Genomic DNA, 1,541 nt, shown 5'->3' on the forward strand with positions numbered 1-1,541 from the left:
GTCCAGGCGGAAGGCGAGCACCGGGGTCCGGTAGCGACGGCCCGACCGGCGTCCGCGGTGCTCCACGACCGCCACCGGAGAGCTTCGTCGGCCGGCGAAGATCCGGACGGCGGGGTTGAACAGCCGACGGTTGAACCGGGCGAGCCGGTCGGACAGGGTCACGGGTGCATGCTACGCGGCCTGCCGGACCGGTTGGGCGGCCCACCGGCTGGGCCCGAACGTCGCCTGGCGACAGCAGGGCAGTCCCAGCATCGAAAGGGACCTTCGACCCTGCCGTGGGTGCGGCAACTGGGATACAGCGGTTGCAGCCGAACCAGGAGGGGTGGCGTCATGACCGCAACCCGTGCTCCCACAGCAGATCGCGCCTCCGGCCACGACCCGCACCAACAGGCAAGCCCTACCTAGGCGACCGCGCCCAAGGTCCGTCACAAGCCACACAGCTCGCGCTTCTGGCGGCACTTCGGGGAGATGTTCGCGGTCATGGCGGCCGGGATGATCGCCGCCGCCGCCATCTTCCTGACCATCGTGCAGGTAACGTGGGACGAGGCGACCGTCCAGTACCCGGTGCAGTCCTTGCTCGTCGTGGCGGCCGGCATGAGCGTGCCGATGGTCGCCTGGATGCGCCTGCGGGGCCACGGATGGCGCAGCTCCGCCGAGATGGCCGCGGCGATGGCCGTGCCCGTGATCCCGTTCCTGTGCTTGGTGTGGTTCAACGTGACCAGCAGTGCGCAATGCGGGGGCTACTGCATCGCGACGATCGCGGCCATGCTGGGCCTGATGGGCTACCGCCGCAGCGAGTACGCGACCTGAAGGCGGCGCCGAACAATGACGCACGCGCCGAGCGACCTGGGGGATGGATGCGGTTTCTGTACTTCTACCTCATGAAGGACGCGCCCGACCGCGTGCGAGCGACCGCGCCACAGCATGCTGCGTACTGGCGGCAGTTGGGGCTGCGTGACTACCAGGGGGGACCCTTCGCGGACAGGTCGGGAGGGTTGATCACCTTCCAGACCGAGTCCGGGGTAGCGGCCGAGCGGCTCGTCGCCGACGACCCGTTCTTCTCGGAGGGCCTGCTCGAGCGCCATTGGGTGAAGCAATGGCTGCTTGACTGAGCCCTCCGGCACCACCGGTCGCGGTGCGGCGCCGCGCTGCGGCGACCAGCTTCCCCTCGCGACAGACTCGAAGGCGGCGAGTCGCGCAGACTCTCCCGCCGCGTCCCCGGCCGCGGCGGGAAAGGCCAGGCGCAGTCACACCCGATAGTGCGGGTTTGTCTAGATGGTGTGTCTGCGTGGCCGGTACGCGGAAGACCGGCTGGATCTGCCCCCACGAGCTCTCCACCCTCCAGGAGTTCTCGATCGTGGGTCGAGCGGCAGGCTTCGGCAAGCATTCGTTCCTCGCAGCGTGACTTGTGACTCGCTGCCCTCCGTTCCCGGCTACCCGGCCGGCTGGCCGGGCTGCGGCGGCCCGATCCGGTAGGGCCGCATCATCTCGTTGTCCTCGTGCTCGACGATGTGGCAGTGCCAGACGAACTGGCCCGGGTT

3 protein-coding genes are annotated in these 1,541 nt (G+C 69.2%); 2 read left to right on the forward strand and 1 reads right to left on the reverse strand.

What is annotated here, in order from left to right:
* Positions 1–480 precede the first annotated feature (480 nt).
* Both VGR06_RS23200 and VGR06_RS23205 read left to right on the forward strand, forming a co-directional pair.
* On the forward strand, positions 481–810 hold the full coding sequence (locus VGR06_RS23200) for a hypothetical protein (RefSeq protein WP_327561214.1): 330 nt from the start codon (positions 481–483) through the stop codon (positions 808–810).
* Between the two features lie 47 nt (positions 811–857).
* Positions 858–1,112: a YciI family protein gene (locus VGR06_RS23205; RefSeq protein ID WP_327561215.1), complete on the forward strand. Its 255-nt coding sequence runs from the start codon at positions 858–860 to the stop codon at positions 1,110–1,112.
* 321 nt (positions 1,113–1,433) lie between these two features.
* Here the strand turns inward: VGR06_RS23205 and VGR06_RS43985 are convergent.
* Positions 1,434–1,541 (reverse strand): multicopper oxidase domain-containing protein (locus tag VGR06_RS43985; RefSeq protein ID WP_414637316.1); only part of this gene is annotated, 108 nt, incomplete at its 5' end.

This window comes from Actinophytocola sp. (genome assembly GCF_036002505.1).
GTDB lineage: Bacteria > Actinomycetota > Actinomycetes > Mycobacteriales > Pseudonocardiaceae > DASYTH01.

What these genes read in the sequence shown, in the direction of transcription:
- VGR06_RS23200 (WP_327561214.1), top strand. Translation starts at nt 481, where the DNA reads ATGGCGGCCGGGATGATCGCCGCCGCCGCCATCTTCCTGACCATCGTG.
- VGR06_RS23205 (WP_327561215.1), top strand. Translation starts at nt 858, where the DNA reads ATGCGGTTTCTGTACTTCTACCTCATGAAGGACGCGCCCGACCGCGTG.